Source organism: Methylomonas sp. BG-2 (assembly GCF_057766305.1).
The window spans coordinates 1-25,875 of sequence record NZ_JBYMAP010000033.1 but is presented as its reverse complement, the minus strand read 5'-3'; the positions used below and the strand labels follow the sequence as shown (position 1 = coordinate 25,875).

Sequence of the window (25,875 nt, the reverse complement as noted above, 5' to 3'; positions counted from 1 at the left end):
TGGGCTGGCAATGGTGTTCAATAAAGGGAATGTTCCGGAAATCGTCATGTTGTGATTGGTTTTTTTCGGATTACCGATGGCGGACGTATCGCGGGGTTCGATTAATGGGTCCGCTCGATAATATACAAAGACAGCTCGCGCAGCAGATCGGCTTCGTTACCGAAGCCGGCCAAGCTCTCGACGGCTTGTTCGTGCAATTCCTGGGCTTTTTGCTTGGCGCCGGCCATGCCCAACAACGCCGGGTAGGTCGGCTTATCGTTATCCGCGTCCTTGCCTTGGGTTTTACCCAGCGTGGCGGTGTCGGCTTCGATATCGAGGATGTCGTCCTTAACTTGAAACGACAGGCCTATGCATTTGGCGTAATGATCCAATTTCTTGGCGGCATCGGTTGCTAAATCCGGCTTGGAGAGTGCCGCCAGATTGACGCTGGCCCGAATCAACGCGCCGGTCTTGTGGATGTGCATATTCTCCAATTCCGGCAACGTCAATTTGCGGCCCACCGAACCCAAATCGATGGCTTGGCCGCCCACCATGCCTTGCGAACCGCTGGCGCGGGTCAATGCCGCGATCATCTTGACTCGGGCTTCCGCGCCGACCTTGATGGCGGCGTCGTTGGCCAACACGTCGAAGGCCAGTGCCTGCAACGCGTCGCCGGCCAGTATCGCGGTGGCTTCGTCGAAGGCTTTGTGGCAGGTTGGTTTGCCGCGGCGCAGATCGTCGTCGTCCATGGCCGGCAGGTCGTCGTGAATCAGCGAGTAAACGTGGATGAACTCGACCGCGCAAGCCTGGGCGTCCAACGCGTCCTCGGCAATGCCCAATGCTTGGCCGGTTGCGTAGGTTAATAGCGGTCGAGTTCGTTTGCCGCCGTCCAGCACCGAGTAGCGCATCGCCTGATGCAGAGTTTGCGGCAGGATGTTTTCGCCGGGGAGTCGAGCGTCCAGGGCGCGTTCCACGCGATTTTGACAGGCGGTCAGGTAGTCTTTCAGTTTACTCATCGGTGAATGGCTCCAGGGTTTGTTGGCCGTTTTTTTCTAACAGGATTTGCACTTTTTGCTCGGCTTCTTGCAAGGCTTGCTGGCAGGTGCGGGTTAGTTTGATGCCGCGCTCGAACGACTTTAAAGATTCTTCCAAAGAGATGTCGCCACGCTCCATTTGCTCGACCAATTTCTCCAGTTCTTCCATCGCGTCCTCAAATTGGGATGCGCTTTTGCGTCTCGACATATAATGCGCTGATGTGCTCGAAAAAATGACCGAGCATTATAGTATGAATTAACCGCCATTTGACGAGTAACGATGACCCAAGAATATAACGCCGCCGCGATTGAGGTGCTGAGCGGTTTGGACCCGGTGCGCAAGCGCCCCGGCATGTACACCGATACCACCCGGCCCAACCATCTGGTGCAGGAGGTGGTCGATAACAGTGTTGACGAAGCCTTGGCCGGGCACGCGGACAGCATCGAGGTAACGCTGTACAAGGATGGCTCGATCAAGGTGGTCGACAACGGCCGCGGCATGCCGGTCGATATTCATCCGGAGCAGGGCATTCCCGGCGTGGAGGTGATCCTGACTCAGTTGCACGCCGGCGGTAAGTTTTCCAATAAGAATTACCAGTTTTCCGGCGGCCTGCATGGGGTTGGCGTTTCGGTGGTCAACGCGCTGTCCGAGAAGCTGCTGGTCGAGATCAAACGCGGCGGTGGAGTCTATCAAATGGAATTTGCCGGCGGCGATAAAGTCGGCGAATTGCAACAGACCGGTTCGGTCGGCAAAAACAATACCGGCACCAGTGTGCATTTTTGGCCGGACGGCAAATATTTCGATTCCAACCGGGTTTCCGTCAGCAAGCTAAAGCATGTGTTGCGGGCTAAGGCGGTGTTGTGTCCGGGCCTGAAAATCGTGTTGGTTTCAGAGCTCAGCGACGAGCGCATCGAATGGTGCTATCAAAACGGTTTGCAGGAATATTTGCTGGATCGAGTCGGCGATGCCGAGATTTTTCCGCAGCCGCCGTTCATGGCCAAAATGGCCGCCAGCACCGAAGCGGTGGAGTGGGGCATCGTTTGGACGCCAGACAGTCTGCCGGAAGCGGTTGCTGAAAGTTATGTGAATCTGGTGCCGACCGCCCAGGGTGGGACTCATGTCAACGGCTTGCGGGCCGGATTGACCGAAGCGATCCGCGAATTTCTGGATTTCCGCAATTTGCTGCCGCGCGGCGTCAAAGTCGCGCCGGAGGATGTCTGGGAAAATTGTCATTTCGTGTTGTCGGTAAAACTGGAAGACCCGCAGTTTTCCGGCCAGACCAAGGAGCGCTTGAGCTCACGGGAATGCGTAACTTTCGTTTCGGGTGTCGCCAAGGATACGTTTAGTCTCTGGTTGAATCAGCACCCGCAGGAAGGCGAGAAAATCGCGGAAATCATCCTGGCCAGCGCGCAAAAGCGCTTGAAAGCGGGCAAGAAAGTCATCCGCAAAAAGATTACCAGCGGCCCGGCCCTGCCCGGCAAATTGGCCGATTGTTCGGGGCAAGACCTTAGTCGCACCGAACTGTTTCTGGTCGAGGGCGATTCGGCCGGCGGATCGGCCAAGCAAGCCCGCGACCGCGAGTTTCAGGCCATCATGCCGTTGCGCGGCAAGATATTGAACACTTGGGAAGTAGAATCGGGCGAAGTGATGGCGTCGCAAGAAGTGCATGACATTGCCGTTGCGCTGGGCATAGAGCCGGATAGTAACGATTTGCAAAACCTGCGTTACGGGAAGGTCTGCATCCTGGCCGACGCCGACTCGGACGGCAACCACATCGCAACCCTGATCTGCGCACTGTTTTACCAGCATTTTAGGGCTTTGGTCGATGCCGGCCACGTGTTCGTGGCGATGCCGCCCTTGTACCGCATCGATGTCGGAAAAAAGGTGTTTTATGCATTGGACGAGTCCGAGCGCCTGGGCGTATTGGCGCGCATCGAAGCCGAAAAGTTGTCCGGCAAGGTCAACATCCAGCGTTTCAAGGGTTTGGGCGAGATGAACCCCTCGCAATTGCGGGAAACCACAATGAATCCGGATACTCGCCGCCTGGTACAGTTGACCGTCGCGGGCGACGACGATACCCGCGAGCGGATGGATTTGCTGCTGGCAAAAAAACGCGCCAGCGATCGAAAGACTTGGCTGGAAGATAAAGGCAACTTGGCCGACGTATGAGCGCGCCCAACAGGACTGAAAACATGATAGAACTCGGCAAACTCAATACGCTAAGCATCGTTAGCCAACGCGATGATCAATGCTATCTCGACGCTGGCGAATGGGGCGAGATCGCCTTGGCCGAACCGAACGGAGCGGCCGGCAAGCAAGTCGGCGATCGACTGACGGTTTTTGTCTACATCGACGGCAAGAATCAAGTCGTTGCCACCGCGCAAACGCCCAAGGCGCAAGCCGGCGAAGTCGCTTGGTTGAAAGTGGTGTCGTTGAGTCATGCCGGCGCGTTTTTGGATTGGGGCTTGCCCAAGGATTTGCTGTTGCCGTTCAGCGAGCAAAAGGGCAAGCTGGTCGAGGGGCGTTTCTGCCTGGTGCGGCTATTTCTGGACGAGGACAATCGGATTGCGGCTTCGATGCGCCTGGACGATTTTATCCAGGACGAGGCGTTTTATTATCAGGACGGGCAGGCGGTGGACTTGATCATCGCCGAACATACCGAACTGGGTTTTAAAGCCGTCGTCGATCATAAATACTGGGGCGTGCTGTATAAAAGCGAGGTGTTCCAGCCCTTGAAAAAAGGTCAGAAGCTGGCGGGGTTCGTCAAAAAGATTCGGCCGGATCGGCGGCTGGATTTGGTGCTGACGCGAGCCAAATACGGCGAGAAGGTCGATAGTACCTCGCAAAAAATCCTGGATATCCTGGCAACCCGAGGCGGTTATATCGCGCTGACCGATAAAAGCGATCCGCAATTGATTTACGACACGTTTGGCGTCAGTAAAAAGGTGTTCAAGCAGGCCATTGGCGGCTTATATAAACAACGCCGCATAGTGCTGGAGCCGGATGGAATCAGGCTGGCCTGAGGCCGGTTCGATGTGAGTCCGGACGGTTGCAGTGCCGTCCGGCGGTCAAGCGGGATGTCGGTGGCCGAAGCGGGACGCCGACAGCGCGTGCGCTCAGGTTGACGGATGAGCGGTTTCTACGATGATCTTGAGTTTGGTGCCGGGTTTAATGTCGGCCTTGTTTTTCGGAACATTGTTCCATTTACGCAGTTCGGTGACCGCGACATTAAATTTTTTGGAAATTTGCGCCAAGGTATCGCCGGATTTAACCGTGTAGCTGATTTGCTTGAAAGCCGGGGCCGCCGAAGCGACAGTAATGTCGCCGCCTTTTTTGACGGTGATTTTTTGACCTGGCTTTAGTATCGCTTTTTTCGGTAGCTTATTCCAATTGACGATGTCGTCCCTGTCCACGCCCAAATGTTGGGCGACGCTCCATAGCGTGTCGCCTTTTTTAACCGTGTAGGTTTGCTTGCTCGGCGCTGCTTGGGTCGGCGCCGAAGGTTGAGCGGCGGCGGCTACGTTGCCGGTCGGTTCGCCCCGTAGGGCTTTGTAAGAGGTCGGTATCAGCAGCACTTTGCCGTCGGCGACCGTTTCGCCGTCCAGGTGATTGACTTGAATAATCTCGTCCACCGAGGTGTTGTGCTTCTTGGCGATGGCTTTCAAGCTTTCGCGGTGGCCGACGGTGTGGTGCATCCATTTGATGCGCTCTTCATAAGGCAATTCCGCCAGTTTTTCCTTGAAAGCCGGCGCCTTGTCGACTGGAATCAGCAAACGGTGCGGACCTTCCGGGTCGGTACTCCAGCGGTTGAATCCCGGATTCAGTTTGAAGAAATGATCCATCGGCAATTGGGCCAGCTCGGCGGCCTTGCCCAGGTCCAATTGAGATTTGATGTCGACCAGCTCGAAATAGGGTTCGTTGGGGAATTGCTGCAAACTGACGTTGTATTTCTCGGGGTTCGCGAAAATTTTCGCAATCGCCAGCAGCCGTGGCACGTAGGCCGAGGTTTCGTTATTCAGATCCAGCGACCAGAAATCGGTGGGTTGGCCGCGGTCGAGATTACGGTCTATCGCGTTTTTAATATTGCCCTTGCCGGCGTTATACGAGGCCAGCGCCAACAGCCAATCGTTGTTGAACCACTCGCTGAGCTCCTTCAGGAAGGTCGCGGCCGCCTGGGTCGATTCGATCACATCGCGGCGGCCGTCGAACCAGCTGTTTTGTTTCAGCCCGTAGAGTTTGCCGGTGGGCGGAATGAATTGCCACAGGCCCGAGGCCTGGGCCGGCGACATCGCGTCAGGCCGAAACGCGCTCTCGACCGCCGGTAACAGCGCCAATTCGCCGGGAATGTTTTTGGCTTCGAGCTCGTTCAGGATGAAGTACAAATAGGGCTCGGCACGCTGTTGTACTCGTGTCAGGTATTCAGGGTTTCTCAGGTACCAATTGACTTCGCGGTCGATTCGGGCGTTATCGATCTCCGGTAACGCGTACAATGACAGCATCCGATCCCAGATAGTCGAAAACTCCTTGGTTTCGCTGGGCGATTTTTCGTTGCGGTTGGCTTGGCCGCCGCGGGTAAATATCGAGAATTTGCTGCCGACGGCCTGACTCAAATGGTCTTTTTTGGCGGGTTGGCTACAGCCGGACAACAGCAGTATCGGCAGAATAAAAGACAGATGACAGGCTGTTTTTTTCGAAAATGAGCGGGGCATTGTCTGTACTCGCTAAAATAAAAAAATTAGATGCTAGCATGGCTTTTCCGATTAGCCAAAAAAACATGCTCTAAAACGGTTGGAGTCAATGAAGAGAGACTTTTTGTTCGCGTTGTATCAAACGCCCAGGGGCAAGTTGTTGCAGAGCATGGAGGCGAGTTATCTGAAGCGTTCGATCACGGTCAGTTGCAAGCAGGCGCAATTGCAGATCGGCGGTTTGGGCTGGGAACAGGACTTCGTCGATTGTTCTCTCTACCAAAATTATGTGATTTTGGATGCCAAGGGACTCGGAAATGCTCAAGCGTTGAAGGTTACCGCCAAAGCCTACCGCTTGCCGATACAGACCGAGTCGATGGACTTGGTGATATTGCCCCATTTGTTGGAATTCGATGCCCAGCGTTTTAGAACCTTGCGGGAAGTGAATCGAGTGCTGAAACCGGGCGGCGAGTTGGTGATGCTGAATTTCAATCCGTTTAGCCCATCGGTACGCTTTCAGTTCATTTGGGACCGTAAACTGGCCGATTCTTGGCGCGCCCATTTCATCAGCCGCGCCCGCTTGTTGGACTGGCTGAAGTTACTGAATTTTGAAGTCTTGAACACCGTTGAATTTGGCTTGGACCGTTTCACGATCACCTATGGCCAATTCCGGACCGGATACCCTTCTTTGTTGGCGATGGCCTATGGCGTCAAGGTCGTGAAGCGCCAGTATTCGCTGATTCCGTTGGCGGCGGAATTTAAGCGAAAAGCCGGTTTGGCCACCGCCGGGGCCGGGGCGGAAAACCGATTACGCAATTATTCGAAAGCGATTTATGAATGAGTTAGTTCAAATCTATACCGACGGCGCCTGCCGCGGCAATCCCGGTCCGGGTGGCTGGGGTGTGTGTCTGCACTACAAGGGTAAGGAGAAACTGCTGCACGGCGGCGATCCGGAAACCACCAATAACCGGATGGAGTTGATGGCGGCGATTCAGGCTCTGGAGGCTTTGACTCACACTTGCAACGTGCGTCTGCACACCGATTCCAAGTACGTGTTGCAGGGGATTACCGAATGGATGGTCAATTGGAAGAAACGGGCTTGGAAAACCGCGGCCAACCAACCGGTCAAGAACGAGGACTTGTGGCGACGGCTCGACGCGGCCATCCAGTGCCATCGTATCGATTGGGTGTGGGTGAAGGGTCATTCTGGCAACGACGGCAATGAGCGCGCCGACCGTTTGGCCAATCAAGGCATCGACGAGCTCAAACGCCGGTGAATGCCGTGAGAGCATCGGATGCGGCGGTTGCAGTGGCCGGCGACGATGGCAGGCATGCGGCCCGTGATGCGGAAGTGGCGCCCGCCGCTTGGTCGGTTTACATCGTGTTGTGCCAGGACGGCAGTTTGTATACCGGGATCAGCACCAACGTGGCGCGTCGTTTCGACGAACACCGTAGCGGACGCGGCGCCAAATTCTTTCGAAGTCGAACGCCGGTCGCCGTTGCCTATCTTGAGGTTGGACACGACCGGGCTTCGGCTTCGCGGCGCGAGTTTGCGATCAAGAAGCTGTCCAAGCGGCGCAAGCTGGCGCTGATCGAAGCGGCGGAAGGGCGCTAGGCGGCGCCGTTCCGCCGGGATTTCTCTCCCGTTGGCCAACCCGGGCCGGTCGCTGGCGGTTACTGGGGGGCTTTATACGGCCAAGGCGATTCGGGTTGGTAACCATCGGTCAAGGTCTTCAAAAACGCCACCAAATCGTCGATTTCCTTTTTCTTCAGGTTCAATGCGCCGAGCTCGGCATGGTTGACATTGGTGTTTTCCTCGGGAGCCGGCCAACATTTCTTCGACAAGGCAGTCGTTTCCAGTGTCAACGTATTCCCGCAACGTTTTTTGATATCGCGGTTGCTGTATAACTCAACCGCGCCGCGTAGGGTTTTGAAATAGCCGTTGTGCATATAGGGTCCGGTGACCGCGACATTGCGTAGCGTCGGCACTTTGATTTTGCCGAGTTCAGCGTTGGCGCCCAATCGGCTGCCTAGGCCCTGATCGACAAAATCAGCGCCGTCGGGGTTCAGGTCGGAGCTCAGCGTATAAAACGGGTTGGCCGGATTCTTCGGAACGCCAAGATTATCGTAACTGTGGTCCGTGAACAGCGGCGGCGTGCCGTCGGCCAGCGGGCGATTGGGGTGGCAGGCCGCGCAATTGCCCTTGTTGCCGGCCTCGAAGAGTTGCAAACCGCGTTTTTCCTGGGCGGTGAATTTGGCTTTGCCGAACAGGTAAAAATCGTACTTGGAAGTAAAGCGGTTGAAAACCGGGCTGCGTTCGAATTCGGCGATCGCGTCGGCGATCCGATCGTAGGCCAGGTCGGCATTGTCTAGCGCGCCGCTGCCGTATACGGTGTCGAACAGCGCGGCGTACGCCGCTGAGCGGACCTTGGACACGACCGTCGCGCTATCCGGGTTGGCCATTTCCAGAGGGTTTAAAAACGGCCCCTTGGCTTGATCCTCCAAGGTCGCGGCACGGCCATCCAGGAATTGGCCGCCGATGTACAGGCCCGAGGCGCGGTCGTAATAAAACGCCGGAGCGTAAGCCGAATACATCGCGGTCGGCGTGTTTCGATTGCCCTGTAAGTTACTCAACACGCCTTGCGAGGTTGGCGAGTTCTTGTCCGGGTCCGTGAATGCGACCGACGGATCGTGGCAGGTTGCGCAGGCCTGACCGGCCGGTTCGGATAGGTTGCTGTCGAAGAACAATTGTTGGCCCAGCCGCGCCTTGGTGCTGAGATTGGCCGAGCCGGGCAGAACCGGGACGTCGGCGCCGGCCGTCGCGGCAAAGCAAGCGACGGTCAGCGTGGTAAATAGCAAAACTAATTTCATGATCGGATCTCGTCGGAACCGGTTCGCGCCGGGCGAACGCAAAAAGAGGCGGCGGACGCTCGTGCCGCAGCCGCCCCGTAACGGTTGATACTATTAATAAATAAAGCCGAAGCCCAAATTGAACTCGTCACCGAACGGCACGCCGGCCGGCACCAGTTTCCGGTCGCGGATATTGCGGTAGTCGGCTTTGATGACGATATTGTCTATCGGTTTGTAGCTCAGGCCGGCTTGGTAGATCCAGCGATCCAATCCCGCGCCTTTCTCGAAACCGCTGGCAACGGCGGCAACGGTGTCGTAACGTTCGACACGAACGAATGGCGCGAGGTATTGGCTGCTTTCCTTCCAGACGAAGGGCATGATGTCGTGGGCGGCTTCGAGGTACCAGCCGAAGCTTTCCTTGCCGATTGGGCCGTCGCCGCCGATCTGATTATTCAGGAATTCGGTGTTCTCGATGCGGCTCCAGGCTCCCAACGCCCGTAGTTCCAGGCCACGATATTTATATTGCAGATGGCCTTCGTAAAGTTGGGTATAAAAATCCACGCCCCGGCCGTCGAAGTCCACCAGGTTTTTTTGACTGCTGTTGCCCTGGAACGTCGATGCACCCACCAGCAAGCCCGGCACAAAATTCGGCGAATAGTCCAGACGGGCGGTGAACGCAAAATCCTCGGCTTGAGCGTTGCTGCCGCCACCTCTGCCTTCCTTAATGCCGATATTGGAAAAATTCGCGGCGTTCAGGCCGTTGACCGCATAGGCCCGATATTCCAGGCCCGGCAAGATCTCGCCGAACAGGCCGGCGCCCATTTCCCGCCAAGTGGACGGGATGATAAAGCGCTCGACGTCCGGGCGGTGGTTACCGTGGTAAGTGGTCGGTTCGTGCATCTCGTTGATAAAGCCCATCGGCATTAGCATCAAGCCGGCGCGGACGTTGTATTTGGGGTTGAGCAGGAAGTCGAGTTGCGAGAACTCGACCGATATTTCGCCCTTTTCCTCGTCGCCTTCGCCGGTCGAGGCGTGTTCAAATTCGATTTCGTTGTTCAGCACGATCCAGTCGTTGAACTTGTAGCCGAGGTAAATGACGGCGCGCTCCAGGTCGGCGGTATCTTTGTTGGTGGAGCTGTCGCCGCGCGGATCGGCGTAATTGGTATACATCGCCTCGCCGTAACCGCCAATCGAAATACCTCGATTCACCCGGTACACATTGGACGCTGCCGGACCTAAACCGTATTGGCTTTTGTATTCGCGCGATTCAGGGATGAACAACTGGGTTTTCAGGCGTTCGACTTCGGTTGCCAGCACATCGGTTTTGCGTTCGAGTTCGCCACTGGGTCCAGTCTTTCCGTTAACCGCCGGTGCGGATTGGGTTGCCACTTGGGTGGTTTTTTGTTGTTCCTTCAGCGTGTTGACTTCCTGCTGCAAGGCCTCGTTTTGGGCGGTTTTAGCCTTCAACGCCTCAATTTCCTTTTGCTGTTGTTGAACGATTTTCCACATCTCCTCCATCGTGTTTGGCATCGGCGGAGCGGCATGGGCGCTACCCAGCACCAAGCTGATTGCCCCGGCCAGGCACGCGGACGGTTTGAATTGTTTGCAAATAATCATCGGATAACCCCTTGATAGGATGTTGAGCAATAAGGTGAGTGTTTCAAATAATAAATGCCAAGCATTCTCATTTGCAAGGAATATCGCTAGGCCTTCTGTGGTAATTTACGAACCACACCGGTTGATCGGAGTGGGAAATGAGGCAAAAAAGCTGGAGTACGCTGACCGCTGTCGGACACCAAGGTCGGAAATGGTAGGGCGAAAGGTTTGGCAAATCGGTTGGCTGTCTCTATCATAGCCACCCTTTATTTGCGGGAACCGTAGTGAATATTTTTAGCCTGATCAGATCATCAATAGCGTTGATTGTCCTGCTGACCGCCGCTAGTTCGGCGCCGGCGACGGTGTATTACAGCAAGGAGGAAGCGCTCAAACTGGCCTTTGCGGAGGATGTTGGCGTCGAAGTGCTCTCGCTGTTTCCGACGTCGGAGCAGCTCACGGAAATCGAACGACTGGCCAAAGTTAAGCTCGATTCCAGTCTGATTAGTCTGCATGTCGGTAAAAAGCAGGGCCAGATTGTCGGATACGCGTTGATTGAGTCCCACACCGTCAGAACCCAGCCGGAAACACTGTTATTGGTTTTGAACCCCGATGGCCGCTTACGCAACGTGTATACTTTGGCCTTCCATGAGCCCGCCGAGTACCAGCCGCCTGAACGCTGGTTTGCGCTATTGACAAACCGCAGCCTGGAGGATTTGAGCTTCGACAAAGAAGTTCAGGCCGTGGCCGGTGCCACGTTGAGCTCGCGGGCGGCGTTAAACAGCGCCAGAAAACTGGTCGCCATCTTCGAAGTCTTGTTGAAACCAGCAAAACCCTAATGCGATTTTTTGTGACCGGCGAACAAAATCGCCAATTGTTGATCAATTCCTTGATCCTGATGTTTTTAGCCTACGTGGCGTTGTTGTGGGTCAGTAACGGCTTGATGTATTTTCATAAGATGAGTTTGACCGTCGACTCGGTGCTTGCTTTCTATCTGGGGTCGGAAGAAGCCTTCACCCAGCCTAGAAGCTATCAAAGCCTGCTCGAAGTCACCCACTTTCATCTGTTTGCGATGGGCATGCTGGTGCTGACCTTGACGCATCTGATGTTGATGACCTCGTTACCGACGCTGCTGAAAGTGTGGTTAAGCGGCATTATTTACGCGGCGGCTTTGGCCGACGAAGCGGCCGGCTGGCTGGTCAGGTTTGTTGACCCTCGTTTCGCCTATTTTAAGATTGCCGCGTTTCTCACCCTGGAAGCCTCTCTACTGGCGCTGATCGTCATAGTGTCGATTTCGTTGATCCAGTCACGGCAGCGTATTCAGTAACGCGGAACGAATCCGGCGGGGGCTGGGGGCTATCCATGCGTATTCTTACTTTCATTCACGGCGGGTAACTATGAACAAGCATTTACAACTGGTTAAGGAATTTCATCGTCAATTCGGCATTGTCCAACCCGATGACGGCGATTTAGCGCATCTGTCGGACATGGATATCGTCATGCGCCAGGCGCTGTTGCTGGACTGTGCCAGTCATACTTTTAAAGCGGTTGCTGGCGGTGACTTGTTGAAAATACTGGCCGGTTTGGTTGATTTGGCGTTCAACGCCTTGGCGGCGATTGCCTGCCGCGGTGACGAGGTGGTCACGGTGTCGGTCAATTGGCGCCAGGACGGCTCGGTATTGTCGTTGGTACGGGCTTTATCCGATAAAGTCCAGCAATGCGTGTCCGGCGAAACCGTGCACTACTCGGCCTTGTATGCGTTATGCGCGCATTTGGCGCAACGCTTCGTCAACGCCGATTTTGATCAGGCATTTCGCTTGGTGCATGGTCATCTGATGGCCGGCCTGGACGATAGTCGGCCGGTCGATCTGAGTCCCGCATTGTTCGAATAAGGCTGAAGAGGGTCAAGATGCGCTACTCCTTGGGATTCGTCGGCATCGGCCTGATGGGCAGGCCGATGACCTTGCGCTTGCTGGATGCCGGGTTTACCGTGCATGTCTGGAATCGAAGCCCGGAAAAACTGAGCGAGGTTGCCGCCGCCGGCGCCGTCGTGTGCGCGCATATTGCCGAATTGGTAGCTAAATCCGACGTGGTCTTGCTTTGTCTGGCCGATAGCGCCGCCGTGGAAAGCGTGGTGACTCATGGCGTCATTGCCGCCGGCAATGCCGAGAAGTTGTTGATCGATTTGTCCAGTATCCATCCGGACGTGACTCGGCGTCTGGCCGCGGCCGTCAAGGCCGGTTGCGGCATGCGTTGGGTGGATGCGCCGGTGTCCGGCGGCACGGTCGGCGCCGAGGAGGGCAGCTTGGCGATCATGGCCGGCGGCGAGGCGGACGATATCGATGTGGCCCGGCAGGTGCTGCGGCCGCTGTACAGTCGCTTAACCCATATGGGGCCGGTCGGTAGCGGCCAGATTACCAAAATCTGCAATCAGATGATCGTCAGCTGCAACGTGATGGTGATCGCCGAAATGATGGCGCTGGCCCAGGCCGCAGGGGTCGCGGCCGAGCGGATTCCGCAAGCGCTGGCCGGCGGTTTCGCCGATTCCAAGCCGCTGCAAATTGTCGGTCCGGAAATGGCCGAAGGCCGCTTCGAGCCGGTCAAGTGGCGGGTAGGCACATTGCTGAAAGATCTGACGATGGCGGCGGATATTGCCGGCCAAGCGGGTTCGGCGGTACCTATGTCCGGTTTGGCCGCGCAACTGCTGCGACTCCACGCCAGTCGCGGTTTTCCGGATCAAGATCCGGCGACCTTGATCAAACTCTACCGCGAGGCTTGATTGGCGATGTTGCGCTTTGCGGCCAATCTCAGTTTGTTGTTCAACGAATACCCCCTGCTCGAACGTTTCCAGGCCGCGCGGCGGGCGGGTTTCGAGGCGGTGGAAATCCAGTTTCCCTATGCCTTGCCGGCCGAGGTACTGGCCGATCAGTTACAAAACCAGGGTTTGCGCTTGGTGTTGTTCAACGTCGATGCCGACACGCTATTGCAGGGCGGCGAAGGCTTGGCGTCGGTGCCGAACCGCATCGCCGAGTTTCGGCTGGCGGTCGAACAGGCCTGCCGCTATGCCGAGCTGTTGCGGCCGGCGTTGATCAACGTATTGCCGGGCCGGTGCCTGACCGCCGAGTATAGCCCGGCGTACCGGCAAACCTTGCGCGACAATTTGCGATTCGCGGCCGACCGGTTTGCCGAATTGGGCGTCGAGACGGTATTCGAGGCGATCAATACCTTCGACATGCCGGGTTTTTTGATCGATAGCGGCCGGCAAATGTTGGAAATCCTCGAGCAAGTCGGTCACCCGCATTTAAAAATGCAGTACGACATTTATCATATGACTCGAATGGGCGAGGACTGCGCGGCGTTTATCGCGGAACATGCCGAGCGTATCGGCCACATTCAGTTTGCCGACGCCCCCGGGCGCGGCGAGCCGGGTAGCGGGGCTATCGATTTTGCCGCCATGTTCGGCGCGATTGCCGGATCGGCCTACCGCGGTTGGCTCGGCGCCGAATACCGCCCGTCCGGCGCCACGGCCGACAGTTTAAGCTGGCTGCCGGCATCGACGGTATAATCGACAGGATTTTCTATCCGGGATAGGGCGATGACCGCACACAATTTCACATTACATCATGCCAGTCTGTTGGTTTCCGATACCGAACAGTCTTTGGGGTTTTACCGCGACGTATTGGGCATGCCGCAGACCGAGCGTCCGGATTTACCGTTTCCGGGCGCTTGGCTGCAGATTGGAGCCCAGCAAATTCACTTGCTGGAGCTACCCAATCCCGATCCCACCAGCGGACGTGCCGCGCACGGCGGCCGAGATCGGCATGTGGCGATGCATGTCGATTCTATCGAGGCCCTCAGGGAAAGTTTGGAACGAGCCGGTATCGAATTCACATTGAGTATCTCCGGGCGTAAGGCGTTGTTTTGCCGGGATCGGGACGGCAACGCCCTGGAGTTTATCGAGCGTCCGTAGCCATGGCCGGACGGTTGGTGTGGGTGGCTTTGTTGCTGGGTAGTCTGGCCATGCTGTTGTTGTTGGTTGGTTTTCTGGCGATGCAAGCGGGCTTGGCGCTGTTGACCGGCTTGTTGTATCTGCTGGGCGTCAAAATACTCTTGATGGCCTTGGCATTGTGGGGCGTTTTGGGGTTATTCGGCTTGGTTAGAGAAGTCAGTCGGGATTTGCGTGCCTTTGGCAGTGAAGCTTCGGCGGCTTGGCGGCGCGTTGCCGCGCTGGAGCTGGCCAGACGCGCCGCTTCGACTCGCCGGGCTTTGGAATTCAAACAGCTGCAATTTCGGGCGGCCGCGCGGCGCCGGCGTGTGCTGGCGGCTGATGATCGCAAGCAACTGCGGGCGTTGTCGGCGGACGTCGAGTCGGAGTTGCTGGCCGGCAAAGCCCGGTTGCCGGCTAAGCGCTTCAAAACGCTCAGGCGCGAACTGAAGCGTTGTCTGCGCAGCGGCGATGCCGCCGGCATCCTCGCGGTCCGCGAGCAAGTCTGATGGCAGCGATCGGACGTTGGCTGAGCGCGGCGCTTGCGTTCTGGCGGCGGTCCAGCGACGATCAATTGGACTGGCGGCGGGAGCGCCAAGCACAGGCCGCCGAACTGCGCCGCAATCAAGCCATCGCCGAGCAATCATTGGCCGCCGAATTACGCAAGCGGGCTCAGCAATTGGCCCACGAATTGGCATTGAACAAAGCGCGCAATGCCAACGAACTGGCGATGGTCAAGATTCAATGCCAGCAGGATTTAAAGGATTACCGGCAATACCTGGAATCGTTGGACAAACTGAAAAGCTCGCTGCGCGCGAGTTACGCGCATTTGCCGGAGGCCGTGGCGTTCACGATACACCATCACGCCAAGCAATTGCTGAACCGGATGTGGGACAGCAACGAGCCGGAGGAAAAATTACGGATGGAGATGGCCTTGTTGCAATTCATGGCGGCGGTTCACGAGGATAGCCGCGCCGCGTTGCAACTGGAAACCGGCGCCGGCATGCCGCAACGCGCGCTGGCCTTTATCGATGCTGATCGCGAAGGCAAGCCGCTGTCGAACTGATGCCTTGGGCGGGTTCAGATGGGTTGGAAATATTCCTCGATATCCTTGACGTGCTTCTTGTTCAGCGCAAACATCACCACGTGATCGCCTTCCGCGAACACGGTATCGTGGTGTACCGGAATCACCTCTTTCTCGCGAATCAACGCGCCCAGAATCACGCCGTCGGGCAGATTGACCTGATCCACCCTTAGTCCCACCACCGAAGAGGCATTCTTGCTGCGATGGGCAATCGCTTCGATGGCTTCGGCGCTGCCGCCGCAAACCGAGCTGACGCCGACCACGTCACCCTTGCGGACGTGTTTCAAAATGCCGCCCAGCGTTTCCAGTTTGGGTTGTATCGCCAAATCGATGTCGCTGCCGTCCAGCAATTTCAGGTAGGAGTTGTTGTTGACCAGGCAGATGGCTTTCTTGGCGCCGAGCTTTTTCGCCAGGCCCGCCGAAATCAGGTTGATGCCATCGTTATTGGTGATGGCGCAGAACAGATCGGTATCCTCGATCATTTCTTCGAGCAATAGCGATTCGTCGGTGCAGTCGCCGTGCAAAATCATCGTGTTGCGCAAGTCGTTGGCGATGTCCTTGGCGCGCTCGATGTTATGTTCGATGACCTTGACGTGGTAGTTGTTTTCCAGCGCCAGCGCTAGACGTTTGCCGATGTGGCCGCCGCCGGCCAGCATGATGGATTTGATCGGCGATTCCAATTTATGCAAATCGATCAGGGTCTTACGGACCTTGTCGCGAGGGCAGACGAAGAACACCTCGTCACCGGTGGCGATGACGGCTTCGCCGTTAACCGGAATAGCCTTGCCGTCCCGAAAGATCGCGGCGACGCGGATCATGCCGTCGGCCAGCTTTTCCTTGACCGCCTGGATGCGCTTGCCGGTTAAAAAGCCGGTGGCGACCACCTTGATCGAAAACAGCCTAACCAAGCCGTCGGCGAACTCGGAGACATGCAGCGCGCCTGGAAATTTGATCAGGTTGCGGATGGCTTCCGTCACCACTTGTTCCGGGCTGATGACGATATCGATAGGAATACCGTTAGGCTGAAACAACTCGGGGTGAGTCAGAAAATCGATGGCCCGCACCCTGGCGATGGTTTTCGGCTTGCTGTACAGCGTATTAATAACCTGGCAGGCCAACATATTGGTTTCGTCGCGGTCGGTCACCGCAATCACCATATCGGCGTCGCGAATCCCGGATTGTTCCAGAACGCTCGGATGCGTGGCATTGCCCTCGACGGTGGCGATGTCCAGGCGCGCTTTCAAGGCTGTCAGCAAGTGAGCTTTCTGGTCGATGACCACGATGTCATTTTCTTCGCTGGCGAGAGCGCCGGCTACCGATGAGCCGGTGACGCCGGCGCCGAGTATCACAATTTTCATACGGAGGAGGAGTGCCGGAAGATGGGTGGCGGGGCGGGGAACCAAAGGGGAGAAATTATACCCGCATTGCCGGGCTTGTCCATGTTCCAGCGGCTTTGGCGTCGGTGGCATGGGCTTGTTTTCTAGTCAGCGTTCCCCCATAACGTTATAATCGCAAACTTTGGTTCACTCTAATACTGGAAATATCATGCTGGGGAAGCTGGTTAAAATGGTAGTTGGCAGCCGGAACGACAGGCTGATCAAGAAAAAACGCAAAATAGTCAAGAAGATTAATGCGTTGGCCACCGAATACGAAACACTGTCCGATGCCGCGTTAACCGCTAAGACTCAGGAATTCCGCGATCGCCTGGCACGGGGCGAAAAACTGGACCAGCTGCTGCCGGAAGCCTTCGCCACGGTGCGGGAGGCGTCGTCCAGGGTGTTCGGCATGCGCCATTTCGACGTGCAGCTGATCGGTGGCATGGTGCTGAATTCCGGTAAGATCGCCGAAATGAAAACCGGCGAGGGCAAGACGCTGATGGCGACATTGGCGGCGTACCTGAATGCCTTGCCCGGTCGAGGCGTTCACGTCGTCACCGTCAACGATTATCTGGCTCGTCGCGACGCCGAATGGATGGGTAAGCTATACGGTTTTCTGGGTTTGACCACCGGCGTGATCGTTAGCGACTTAAACCACGAACAACGCCAAGCCGCCTACGCCGCCGATATTACCTACGGCACCAATAACGAGTTCGGCTTCGACTACTTGCGCGACAACATGTCGTTCAGTCTGGAGCAAAAAGTTCAGCGCGACTTGAACTTCGCGATCGTCGACGAGGTGGATTCGATCTTGATCGACGAAGCCAGAACGCCGCTGATTATCTCGGGTCAGGCCGAGGGCAATACCGACGTCTACTTGAAGACCAACGCCATCATCCCGCTGTTGACCAAGCAGGAAAAGTCCGAAGATCCCGAATTGCAAGACCAAATGCCGGGCGATTATGCGGTGGACGAGAAGTCCCGGCAGATCCATCTGACCGAAGCCGGCTACGAAAAAGTCGAACGCTTGTTGGTCGAACACGATCTGATCGAGGCCGGTTCCTCGCTGTACGACGCGGCTAACATTCGTCTGATGCACTATCTGAATGCGTCGTTGCGGGCGCACATTTTGTTCCAGAGGGATGTCGATTACGTTGTCAAGAACGACCAAGTCATCATCGTCGATGAATTCACCGGCCGCATGATGACCGGCCGGCGCTGGTCGGATGGCTTGCACCAGGCGGTCGAAGCCAAGGAACGCGTCACTATTCAAAACGAGAACCAGACGCTGGCCTCGATTACCTTCCAGAACTATTTCCGCTTGTATAACAAACTGTCCGGGATGACCGGTACCGCGGATACCGAAGCGTTCGAACTCAACAAAATTTACGGCCTGGAAGTCGTCGTCATCCCGACCCACCGGCCGATGATCCGTAAAGACATGGGTGATTTGGTGTACTTGTCGGCGCGGGAAAAATACAACGCGGTCATCGAAGACATCAAGGATTGCGTCAAGCGCGGTCAACCGGTGCTGGTCGGCACCACGTCGATCGAAAACTCCGAGCGGATTTCGGCGATGCTGAAGCAACAAGGTATCCAACACGAAGTATTGAACGCGAAACAACACGAACGCGAGGCCCATATCATCGAATTGGCGGGCATGCCGGGCGCGGTGACGATCGCCACCAACATGGCCGGCCGCGGTACCGACATCGTGCTGGGCGGCAACTTGAACGCCGAGTTGGCGGCCTTGGGCGAGGATGCCGGCGACGGCGACAAGGAGCGGGTGCGCGGCGCTTGGTTGGAGCGCCATGAAAAAGTCTTGGCGTCCGGCGGCTTGCACGTGATTGGTTCCGAGCGCCACGAATCGCGGCGGATCGACAACCAGTTGCGCGGCCGTTCCGGCCGGCAGGGCGATCCCGGTTCGACCCGGTTTTATTTGTCGCTGGAAGACGATTTGATGCGGATTTTCGCTTCCGAGCGGGTGGCCGGCCTGATGCAGAAGCTGGGCATGCAGGAAGGCGAAGCCATCGAGCATCCGTGGGTGACGCGTTCGATCGAGAGCGCCCAGCGCAAGGTGGAAAACCGCAACTTCGATATCCGTAAGGAAATTTTGGCCTACGACGACGTTGCCAACGATCAGCGTAAAGTGATCTATTCGCAACGCAACGAATTGATGGCCGCCGAGGATATTAGCGACATCGTGGCGGCGATCCGCGCCGACGTGCTCAACGATGCGGTGACTGCGTACGTGCCGCCGAAAACGATGGAAGAACAATGGGATATTCGCGGTTTGGAGCAGCATTTGTCGCAGGAATTTAACCTGAGCATGCCGCTGGTCGAGATGATGGCGCGTGACAAAACCTTGAACGAAGCCAAATTGCGGCAGTTGGTCGTCGAACAGGCCGACTTGGAAGCCAAGGCCAAGGAAGACAGTATCGGTGCTTCGGTGATGCGGCACTTCGAAAAATCGGTGATGTTGCAGGTCCTGGACAACAGCTGGAAAGAGCATTTGGCGGCGATGGATCAATTGCGCCAGGGCATTCACTTTCGCGGTTATGCGCAAAAGGACCCCAAGCAAGAGTACAAGCGCGAGTCCTTCCAAATGTTTACCAGTTTGTTGAACCACATCAAACAGGAAGTCGTGACTATACTCTGCAAGGTGCAGGTCAATCGTCAGGAAGACGTCGAAGCGATCGATCAACAACGTCAAGCGCCGCAGGAAATGCATTACGAACACGCCGAGGCTTCGTCGCTTTTCGAATCCGGCGACGAACCGCCCGAGACAGCCGACGAGAATGGGGTACCGTTTGTGCGCGGCGATCGTAAGGTCGGCCGTAACGATCCCTGTCCTTGCGGTTCCGGTAAGAAGTACAAACAGTGTCACGGTAAGCTGAGCTGACCGGGTTGCCGGGCGGCTCAGCCAGTCGCCCGGCTCAAGTTGTCCGGTTTTGAGCGGATCGGATTGTTTGCCCGGCTTGCCGGGAGTGTATCGTCATCCACGTTTGCGCTATGGCTTCCAGAGATTCATTGTTTTACAGGGTAATCACGATGCCGCATAGAGTTTTTCATAAGAGTAATCCCGCTTCCGACATCACCAAGTTGCCCAAATTGGGGATGGAAAAGAAGCATTTCATCTCCGATTTCAAACACTATTACAGTCATAGGCTGGGGAGAGACGAAAATTGCCGTTCGCCTCACTATGCCTACGAGGCCTTGTCGTTGACGATCAGCGACAGGCTGGTTGAGCGGTGGAAAAAAACCTACAACGTTTATCGAGATTCCGATTGCAAGAAGGCCTTTTATCTATCGATGGAGTTTTTGATCGGCCGGTCCTTGAGCAACGCGATGTTGAATCTGGGCGTGGACGATGTGGTGACCCAGGCCCTGTACGATCTCGGCTTGGAAGCCGAGGAACTGGTCGAGAGCGAACCGGATGCCGGCTTGGGCAACGGTGGTTTGGGTCGGCTGGCGGCCTGTTTCATCGACAGCTGCGCGACGCTACAACTGCCGGTCACCGGTTACGGGCTGCGTTACGAATACGGCATGTTTACCCAGCAGATCGTCAACGGCGAGCAGGTTGAGCGGCCGGATCACTGGCTGCGGATGGGCAACGTCTGGGAGATCGAGCGTCCGGAATACATGCACCGGATAAAATTCGGCGGCCGGACTCAAAGCCATATCGACGAACACGGCAATCGGCGCACCAGCTGGATAGAAACCCACGACATTCTGGCCATGCCTTACGATACGCCGGTACCGGGCTACAAGAACGGTACCGTCAATACCCTGCGGCTCTGGAAGGCCATCGCCACCGAAGAGTTTAATCTGCAGGAATTCAATGCCGGGGACTATGCGGAAGCCGTTGCCCAAAAAGTCACCGCCGAGAATATCACGATGGTGTTGTACCCCAATGACGCCAACGAAAACGGTAAGGCGCTCCGCCTGCAACAACAATATCTGCTGGCATCCGCCAGTTTGCAAGATGTCATTGCTAACTGGGTTGGCCGGCACGGCAACAATTTCTCGAAATTTTCTGAGAAAAATTGCTTTCAGTTGAACGACACTCACCCGAGTATCGCGGTCGCCGAGTTGATGCGCCTGCTGATGGACATTCACGGCTTGTCCTGGCGCGAAGCCTGGAACATCACACGCAACACGATGGCCTACACCAACCACACGCTGTTGCCGGAAGCGCTGGAGAAATGGTCGGTCAATCTGATGCAAAGCCTGTTACCCAGGCTGTTGGAAATTATTTTCGAAATCAATGCCCATTTTCTGGCCGAGGTTTCGGCGCGCTGGCCGGGCGACGGCGAGCGTATGACCCGAATGTCCATCATCGAAGAAGGCCCGACCAAAATGGTGCGCATGGCCTATTTGGCGATCGTCGGGAGCTTCTCAGTCAACGGCGTGGCGGAATTGCATTCCAAGTTGTTGAAGGAAGGGTTGTTTCGCGACTTCTTCGAACTGTGGCCAGCTAAATTCAACAATAAAACCAACGGCGTGACGCCGAGACGCTGGCTGGCCGGGTGCAATCCCGAATTGGCGGAATTCATCACCGAAACCATTGGCGATGCCTGGATTACCGACTTGTCGCAACTGGCCAAGCTAAAACCCTACGCCGACGATGCGGCATTTCGCAAAAAATGGTATGAGTTAAATCGGGCCAGTAAGCAGCGGCTGGTGGATTTCAAAAAATTCGAGTACGACATCGATATCAACGTCGATGCCTTGTTCGATGTGCAGGTCAAGCGGATCCACGAATACAAGCGGCAAGTCTTGAACGTGTTGCATGTGATCCATCTATACGACCGGATCAAACGCGGCGATACCGACAACTGGGTGCCGCGTTGCGTATTGATCGGCGGCAAGGCGGCGCCGGGCTACGCGATGGCGAAGAAAATCATCAAGTTCATCAACAATGTCTCGCATGTGATCAACAACGATCCGGATGTCGGCGATAAACTGAAGCTGGTGTTTTTGCCCAACTATTGCGTGTCGGCGATGGAAAAGATTTGCCCCGGCGCGGATTTGTCCGAGCAGATCTCGACGGCCGGCAAGGAAGCGTCCGGTACCGGCAATATGAAGTTCATGATGAACGGCGCGCTGACGATAGGCACATTGGATGGCGCGAATATCGAAATCCGCGAGGAAGTCGGCGAGGAAAGCTTTTTCCTGTTCGGTTTGACCGAGGCCGAGGTCGAAGCACTACGAGGGCATTACGATCCGGAGGCCTATATTCGCGACGACAACGATCTACAGCGGGTGATGTATTTGCTGGAATGCGGCCATTTCAATCGCTTCGAACCCGGTATGTTCGACGACATTATTGCCTCGATCAAAAGCCCCAACGACCCGTGGATGACGATTGCCGATTTTCGTAGCTACTTGGAAGCGCAAAAACGCGTCGACGCCGCCTACCGGGATCAGGAACATTGGACGCGGATGAGCATTATCAATACCGCCGCCAGCGGCAAATTCTCGACGGATCGGACCATCAGCGAATATAACCACGACATCTGGCGCTTGGCGCCGATTCAAGTCGAGGAATAGCCGGGCGGGCGATGCTGGATATCGTGTTGTTCGAGCCGGAGATCCCCGCGAACACCGGCAATATCATTCGGCTATGCGCCAATACCGGCGCGCATCTGCACCTGATTCGTCCGTTGGGATTTGAGTTGGACGACAAGCGCTTGCGCAGAGCCGGTTTGGATTATCACGAATGGGTGAGTATTCGCCAGCACGGCTCGCTGGCCGATTATTTGGAGCGAGGTAAGCCTAAGCGCTTGTTCGCGTTTACCACCAAAGGCGCCAGTGTCTTTAGTCAGGTGCGTTATCAAGTTGGCGACGCCCTGTTGTTTGGGCCGGAAACGCGCGGCTTGCCGCAGGCGTTTCTGGACAGTCTACCGAGCGCTCAAAAGCTCTATCTGCCGATGCGGGCCGAGAGCCGCAGCCTGAATTTATCCAACACCGTCGCCGTGGCATTGTTTGAGGCTTGGCGGCAATTGGGCTACCCGGAGGCCGTGCTGAAGGGGCGTTGAGTAGCCTCGAAGTCAGCCTTTGGCCACCGGGCGGTTGCGGTCCCGAATCCAGTCGCTCCACGAGCCGGCATACAGCCGGGAACCGCTCAGTCCGGCGATTTCCATCGCCAATACGTTGTGGCAGGCGGTCACGCCGGAGCCGCACATGTGCACGGCTTGTCGCGCCTCGATCGGGCCGAGCAATTGCAGGAATTGCGCTTTGAGATGATTAGCCGGTAAAAAAAAGCCTTTGCTATCCAGATTGGCCTGAAACGGCCGGTTTTGCGCGCCCGGCACATGGCCGGCAACCGGGTCGATCGGTTCCTGGCGCCCGGCAAACCGCTCCGGCGTTCTGGCGTCGATCAACACGATATCGCGTTTCGCTAAACCGTCCCTCACTTCGGCCGCATCCAGCCAGCGGCTATCGTCCAGATAACAGCGGAAAGCGCCGGAGCCCGGCGTCGGCAACGCTGTCGTCACCGGCTTGCCGAGGCGCCGCCAGTTTCGGTAGTCGCCGTCCAGTACAGCGATCCGGTCGTGACCCATCGCGCGCAATAGCCACCACATCCTGCCGGCGAAGGCGCCGCAAGCATCGTCGTAAACCACCACTTGGCTTCGACTTTCGATGCCCCATTTGGTCAACTTCGCCGCCAGTTCCCGAAAGTTCGGTAACGGATGGCGTCCGGTGTAGTCGCGGATCGGCGAGGAGAGGTCTTGATTCAGATCCGCAAAGCGCGCGCCGGGGATATGGTGTTGCCGATAAGCCCGATGCCCGGCCTCCGGTTCCGCGAGCGAGAAGCGGCAGTCGAAAATCAGCCAGTTCGGGTCGTTCAGGTGGTCGCTTAGGGTGTTGGCCGAGACCAGTGTGGTATAGGACATCGTTAAACCTCCAAGATTATTTTTCCGATATGTTGAGAGCTTTCCATTCTGGCGTGGGCCTTGGCGGCGTCTGCCAGAGAATGGGTTGAATCGATGACGGGTTTGACGCGGCCCGATTCGAGCAAGGGCCAGACTTTGTTCCGCAATTGCGCGGCGATCGCGGCCTTGAAAGTGTCGTCCCTGGCGCGTAAGGTCGAGCCGGCGATGGTCAGTCGCTTCAGCAAGAGCGCCGCCAAATTGATTTCGGCGTTGGCGCCGGCTTGAATCGCGATCTGCATCAGGCGGCCGTCAGGCGCCAGTGTTTTCAAATTTCGCGGAAAATAGTCACCGCCGACGATATCCAGTATCACATCCGCGCCGCGCCCCCCTGTCACTTGCTTGCAAACCTCGACGAAGTCCTGCTTGCGATAGTTGATCGCCGCTTCGGCGCCCAAGGCTAGGCAAAAATCGCATTTTTCCCGGCTAGCGGCGGTGGCGATTGCCCGCGCGCCAAACGCCCTGGCCAGTTGTATCGCCGTCGTGCCGATACCGCTGCTACCGCCGTGGACTAATAAAAATTCGCCGGCGCGTAAGCTAGCCCGGTCGAATACATTGCTCCAGACCGTGAAAAAAGTTTCCGGAAGCGCGGCGGCTTGTACGTCGCTGAAGTTGGCTGGTATCGGCAGGCAGCAGACCGCGCTGGCGATTGCGTATTCAGCGTAGCCACCGCCAGTCAACAGGGCGCAAACTCTGTCGCCGGGCTTGGGAGAGGCGACGCCTGAGCCGGTTTCAAGTACCGTGCCGGCGACTTCCAGGCCTAGGATTGGCGATGCGCCTTCCGGCGGCGGGTACAAACCGGCTCGCTGCACGAGGTCCGGGCGATTGACGCCGGCGGCGGCGACCTGGATCAGGACTTGGCCGCTGCTTGGCTTGGGCGTCGGCAATTCGGTCAATGCGAGTTGGCGAGCTTCGCCGGAAAGAATAGTGATCGCGCGCATCGGCGGCTTCGGTTGGGAAAGAGTGTCGTATTATATGCGGCCATTTCGAGCATTAGCGGATTTTCAGCGAGATCAACATGATAAAAGCAGGCATCGTAGGCGGCACCGGATATACCGGGGTCGAGTTGTTAAGAATTCTGGCCTTGCATCCCGAGGTCGAGGTCGCGGCGGTGACATCGCGCGCCGACGCGGGTACGCGAGTCGACAAAGTCTACCCGAGTCTGCGAGGCTATTGCGACGCCGTGTTTTCGCAACCGGAAATAGATTGTCTGCGCGACTGCGATGTAGTGTTCTTTGCAACGCCAAACGGTATTGCGATGACAATGGCAAAGGCTTTGCTCGAATTGGGTATCAAGGTGGTCGATTTGTCGGCGGACTTTAGGCTGCAAGATCGGGCGGAATGGGAGCATTGGTACGGTATTGAGCACGCTTGCCCGGAGTTAATCGGCGAAGCGGTTTACGCGCTGCCGGAAGTCAATCGCGCGGCGATACGCGCCGCCAGACTGATCGCCTGTCCGGGCTGTTATCCGACCGCCGTGCAATTGGGTTTTTTGCCGTTGTTGGAGAACGGGTTGATCGACGCCGGCAGTCTGATCGCCGACTGTAAGTCCGGCGTTAGCGGCGCCGGCCGCAAGGCCGAATTGTCCTCGTTGATGAGCGAGGCTGGCGAGAGTTTCAAGGCTTACGGAGTGCCGGGTCATCGCCATTTGCCCGAGATTCGCCAAGGCTTGCAGCGCGCGACGGCCGAGCGGGTCGGTGTGACCTTTGTGCCGCATCTGACCCCGATGATTCGCGGCATACACGCGACCTTGTACGCCAGGCTAACCAAGTCGGCCGATTTGCAAGCGCTGTACGAAGCTCGATATCAAGACGAGAAATTTGTCGATGTGTTGCCGGCCGGCACTCATGTCGATACGCGTAACGTCAGAGGCAGCAATCGCTGCCAGATCGCGGTTCATCAACCGCAGTGTGGCGATGTGGTCGTGATTCTGTCGGTCATCGACAATCTGGTCAAGGGCGCTTCCGGTCAAGCGGTGCAGGCGATGAATTTGATGATGGGACTGGATGAGTTTATCGGATTGGAGTTGGTGCCGCTGTATCCCTAGTCTGCTGTACGCCACGACAAATAAAAAGGCCCGTCCCAGTGGTTACTGGGACGGGCCTTTTGGCTTCGGTGTAGACCAGTGATGAGTGTTTTAGGCGCTCAATAAATTCTCGCGGCTGACTCGACTTCTTGCTCTAAAACCCAGCAAACCCATCGCAATCAACAGCGCACTGGCGGGTTCCGGTACGCTGCCAGTAGTGGTGCTGACGATGCCCGAGACGGCGGACAATTTAAAGTAATCGTTGCCGAAGTCCAATAATGAAGTCGAATCGCCTTTTCCCGAGCCGGCGCTGGTGGTATAGGCACT

26 protein-coding genes are annotated in these 25,875 nt (G+C 56.7%); 17 read left to right on the top strand and 9 right to left on the bottom strand.

Translation table 11 applies throughout. The features are described 5' to 3' along the window. Nucleotides 1-101: 101 nt before the first annotated feature. Complete coding sequence (gene ispA / locus AC3B8H_RS05060) at nucleotides 102-995, bottom strand: (2E,6E)-farnesyl diphosphate synthase (RefSeq protein ID WP_488440533.1); 894 nt, start codon at nucleotides 993-995, stop codon at nucleotides 102-104. Further along, nucleotides 988-1,221, bottom strand: a complete 234-nt coding sequence (locus tag AC3B8H_RS05055; RefSeq protein ID WP_488440532.1) for an exodeoxyribonuclease VII small subunit — start codon at nucleotides 1,219-1,221, stop codon at nucleotides 988-990. Before AC3B8H_RS05055 ends, ispA begins: the two co-directional genes overlap by 8 nt. Before the next feature lie 72 nt (nucleotides 1,222-1,293). Here AC3B8H_RS05055 and parE point away from each other — a divergent pair, with 72 nt between their 5' ends. Together parE and AC3B8H_RS05045 are read left to right on the top strand one after the other, a co-directional pair. Continuing rightward, nucleotides 1,294-3,183: a DNA topoisomerase IV subunit B gene (gene parE / locus AC3B8H_RS05050; protein WP_488440531.1), complete on the top strand. Its 1,890-nt coding sequence runs from the start codon at nucleotides 1,294-1,296 to the stop codon at nucleotides 3,181-3,183. Between the two features lie 23 nt (nucleotides 3,184-3,206). Then, nucleotides 3,207-4,037: a CvfB family protein gene (locus AC3B8H_RS05045; protein ID WP_488440530.1), complete on the top strand. Its 831-nt coding sequence runs from the start codon at nucleotides 3,207-3,209 to the stop codon at nucleotides 4,035-4,037. 93 nt (nucleotides 4,038-4,130) lie between these two features. Here the strand turns inward: AC3B8H_RS05045 and AC3B8H_RS05040 are convergent, their stop codons facing one another. Further along, nucleotides 4,131-5,723 carry a LysM peptidoglycan-binding domain-containing protein gene (locus AC3B8H_RS05040; RefSeq protein ID WP_488440529.1) on the bottom strand — a complete coding sequence of 531 codons (1,593 nt, stop codon included), beginning with the start codon at nucleotides 5,721-5,723 and terminating at the stop codon, nucleotides 4,131-4,133. Nucleotides 5,724-5,811: 88 nt separating this feature from the next. Here AC3B8H_RS05040 and AC3B8H_RS05035 point away from each other — a divergent pair, with 88 nt between their 5' ends. From AC3B8H_RS05035 to AC3B8H_RS05025, 3 genes are read left to right on the top strand one after another with little or no spacing between them, the layout of a single operon-like run. Beyond that, nucleotides 5,812-6,540: a class I SAM-dependent methyltransferase gene (locus tag AC3B8H_RS05035; protein WP_488440528.1), complete on the top strand. Its 729-nt coding sequence runs from the start codon at nucleotides 5,812-5,814 to the stop codon at nucleotides 6,538-6,540. Next, on the top strand, nucleotides 6,533-6,976 hold the full coding sequence (rnhA, locus tag AC3B8H_RS05030) for a ribonuclease HI (RefSeq protein ID WP_488440527.1): 444 nt from the start codon (nucleotides 6,533-6,535) through the stop codon (nucleotides 6,974-6,976). Before AC3B8H_RS05035 ends, rnhA begins: the two co-directional genes overlap by 8 nt. A 5-nt stretch (nucleotides 6,977-6,981) precedes the next feature. Continuing rightward, a complete protein-coding gene (locus AC3B8H_RS05025; RefSeq protein WP_488440526.1) occupies nucleotides 6,982-7,314 on the top strand; it encodes a GIY-YIG nuclease family protein in 333 nt (110 codons plus the stop codon). Nucleotides 7,315-7,373: 59 nt separating this feature from the next. Here AC3B8H_RS05025 and AC3B8H_RS05020 read toward each other — a convergent pair whose 3' ends face one another. Together AC3B8H_RS05020 and AC3B8H_RS05015 are read right to left on the bottom strand one after the other, a co-directional pair. After that, nucleotides 7,374-8,570 carry a cytochrome-c peroxidase gene (locus tag AC3B8H_RS05020; RefSeq protein WP_488440525.1) on the bottom strand — a complete coding sequence of 399 codons (1,197 nt, stop codon included), beginning with the start codon at nucleotides 8,568-8,570 and terminating at the stop codon, nucleotides 7,374-7,376. A 93-nt stretch (nucleotides 8,571-8,663) separates the two neighbouring features. Further along, on the bottom strand, nucleotides 8,664-10,166 hold the full coding sequence (locus tag AC3B8H_RS05015) for a hypothetical protein (RefSeq protein WP_488440524.1): 1,503 nt from the start codon (nucleotides 10,164-10,166) through the stop codon (nucleotides 8,664-8,666). A gap of 263 nt (nucleotides 10,167-10,429) precedes the next feature. Between AC3B8H_RS05015 and AC3B8H_RS05010 the strand changes: the two genes are divergently transcribed. The 8 genes from AC3B8H_RS05010 to AC3B8H_RS04975 all read left to right on the top strand — a co-directional run bounded on the left by AC3B8H_RS05010 (nucleotide 10,430) and on the right by AC3B8H_RS04975 (nucleotide 15,193). After that, complete coding sequence (locus AC3B8H_RS05010) at nucleotides 10,430-10,981, top strand: FMN-binding protein (RefSeq protein ID WP_488440523.1); 552 nt, start codon at nucleotides 10,430-10,432, stop codon at nucleotides 10,979-10,981. Then, nucleotides 10,981-11,469, top strand: coding sequence for a hypothetical protein (locus AC3B8H_RS05005; RefSeq protein ID WP_488440522.1), 489 nt, complete (start codon nucleotides 10,981-10,983; stop codon nucleotides 11,467-11,469). Before AC3B8H_RS05010 ends, AC3B8H_RS05005 begins: the two co-directional genes overlap by 1 nt. A gap of 70 nt (nucleotides 11,470-11,539) precedes the next feature. Beyond that, nucleotides 11,540-12,034, top strand: a complete 495-nt coding sequence (locus AC3B8H_RS05000) for a nucleoside triphosphate pyrophosphohydrolase family protein (RefSeq protein WP_488440521.1) — start codon at nucleotides 11,540-11,542, stop codon at nucleotides 12,032-12,034. Nucleotides 12,035-12,051: 17 nt separating this feature from the next. Next, entirely contained in the window at nucleotides 12,052-12,921 is an 870-nt protein-coding gene (locus AC3B8H_RS04995; RefSeq protein ID WP_488440520.1) for an NAD(P)-dependent oxidoreductase, read from the top strand. A 6-nt stretch (nucleotides 12,922-12,927) separates the two neighbouring features. Next, on the top strand, nucleotides 12,928-13,707 hold the full coding sequence (locus AC3B8H_RS04990) for a hydroxypyruvate isomerase family protein (RefSeq protein WP_488440519.1): 780 nt from the start codon (nucleotides 12,928-12,930) through the stop codon (nucleotides 13,705-13,707). 30 nt (nucleotides 13,708-13,737) lie between these two features. Continuing rightward, nucleotides 13,738-14,112 carry a VOC family protein gene (locus AC3B8H_RS04985; protein ID WP_488440518.1) on the top strand — a complete coding sequence of 125 codons (375 nt, stop codon included), beginning with the start codon at nucleotides 13,738-13,740 and terminating at the stop codon, nucleotides 14,110-14,112. 2 nt (nucleotides 14,113-14,114) lie between these two features. Next, a complete protein-coding gene (locus AC3B8H_RS04980) occupies nucleotides 14,115-14,636 on the top strand; it encodes a hypothetical protein (RefSeq protein ID WP_488440517.1) in 522 nt (173 codons plus the stop codon). Next, nucleotides 14,636-15,193 (top strand): hypothetical protein, encoded by a 558-nt coding sequence (locus AC3B8H_RS04975; RefSeq protein WP_488440516.1) that lies wholly within the window; start codon nucleotides 14,636-14,638, stop codon nucleotides 15,191-15,193. Before AC3B8H_RS04980 ends, AC3B8H_RS04975 begins: the two co-directional genes overlap by 1 nt. Nucleotides 15,194-15,207: 14 nt before the next feature. On the opposite strand, the gene trkA is transcribed toward AC3B8H_RS04975, so the two are convergent. Then, complete coding sequence (trkA, locus tag AC3B8H_RS04970; RefSeq protein WP_488440515.1) at nucleotides 15,208-16,569, bottom strand: Trk system potassium transporter TrkA; 1,362 nt, start codon at nucleotides 16,567-16,569, stop codon at nucleotides 15,208-15,210. A gap of 187 nt (nucleotides 16,570-16,756) precedes the next feature. Between trkA and secA the strand changes: the two genes are divergently transcribed. The 3 genes from secA (at nucleotide 16,757) to trmL (ending at nucleotide 22,628) form a co-directional block, all read left to right on the top strand. Beyond that, nucleotides 16,757-19,489, top strand: a complete 2,733-nt coding sequence (gene secA, locus AC3B8H_RS04965) for a preprotein translocase subunit SecA (protein ID WP_488440514.1) — start codon at nucleotides 16,757-16,759, stop codon at nucleotides 19,487-19,489. A 149-nt stretch (nucleotides 19,490-19,638) separates the two neighbouring features. Next, complete coding sequence (locus AC3B8H_RS04960) at nucleotides 19,639-22,140, top strand: glycogen/starch/alpha-glucan phosphorylase (protein WP_488440513.1); 2,502 nt, start codon at nucleotides 19,639-19,641, stop codon at nucleotides 22,138-22,140. 11 nt (nucleotides 22,141-22,151) lie between these two features. Further along, entirely contained in the window at nucleotides 22,152-22,628 is a 477-nt protein-coding gene (trmL, locus tag AC3B8H_RS04955; protein WP_488440512.1) for a tRNA (uridine(34)/cytosine(34)/5-carboxymethylaminomethyluridine(34)-2'-O)-methyltransferase TrmL, read from the top strand. Between the two features lie 12 nt (nucleotides 22,629-22,640). Here trmL and AC3B8H_RS04950 read toward each other — a convergent pair whose 3' ends face one another. Both AC3B8H_RS04950 and AC3B8H_RS04945 read right to left on the bottom strand, forming a co-directional pair. Beyond that, nucleotides 22,641-23,486 (bottom strand): sulfurtransferase, encoded by an 846-nt coding sequence (locus tag AC3B8H_RS04950; protein ID WP_488440511.1) that lies wholly within the window; start codon nucleotides 23,484-23,486, stop codon nucleotides 22,641-22,643. A gap of 2 nt (nucleotides 23,487-23,488) precedes the next feature. Then, nucleotides 23,489-24,463: an NAD(P)H-quinone oxidoreductase gene (locus AC3B8H_RS04945; protein WP_488440510.1), complete on the bottom strand. Its 975-nt coding sequence runs from the start codon at nucleotides 24,461-24,463 to the stop codon at nucleotides 23,489-23,491. Nucleotides 24,464-24,540: 77 nt separating this feature from the next. Between AC3B8H_RS04945 and argC the strand changes: the two genes are divergently transcribed. Then, nucleotides 24,541-25,569, top strand: a complete 1,029-nt coding sequence (argC, locus tag AC3B8H_RS04940) for an N-acetyl-gamma-glutamyl-phosphate reductase (protein ID WP_488440509.1) — start codon at nucleotides 24,541-24,543, stop codon at nucleotides 25,567-25,569. 90 nt (nucleotides 25,570-25,659) lie between these two features. Here argC and AC3B8H_RS04935 read toward each other — a convergent pair. Further along, the coding region (locus tag AC3B8H_RS04935) for a PEP-CTERM sorting domain-containing protein (RefSeq protein WP_488440508.1) at nucleotides 25,660-25,875 on the bottom strand (216 nt) is incomplete at its 5' end.